The 274-nt window shown below is 62.0% G+C and carries 1 protein-coding gene; it reads left to right on the top strand.

Features of this window, described 5'->3' with window-relative positions; genetic code table 11:
- The coding region (locus SM753_RS20570; protein ID WP_323192928.1) for a hypothetical protein at nucleotides 1-274 on the top strand (274 nt) is incomplete at both ends.

The following is a 274-nucleotide window of genomic DNA, read 5'->3' as shown; positions in this document are numbered from 1 at the left end:
CGACGAGTTCGACGGCGGCTGGTTCAAAGACCAGACGTTCACCCAGGTCATCGAGGAGTACGAGTCCGACACGGGCAAGACGCTCCTCAGTTCGAGCGGCGACGAGTTCGCAATCGGCGAGAACGACGCCGTCATGGTCGTGAAGACGAACAGCTCGGATGACGACACCGACTACGTCGTCCTCCACTTCGAGGCGTACGACACCGACGTCGACTACGACATCGACCCGTCGGTATCCGACGACCCGGCGACCGATTCGGACTCCAGTACGGCG

It is taken from the genome of Halostella sp. PRR32 (assembly GCF_034808085.1).
Classification (GTDB): Archaea; Halobacteriota; Halobacteria; order Halobacteriales; family Natronoarchaeaceae; genus Halostella; species Halostella pelagica.
Note: the sequence above shows the minus strand (reverse complement) of the source record. Positions and strands in the feature narration are given on the sequence as shown.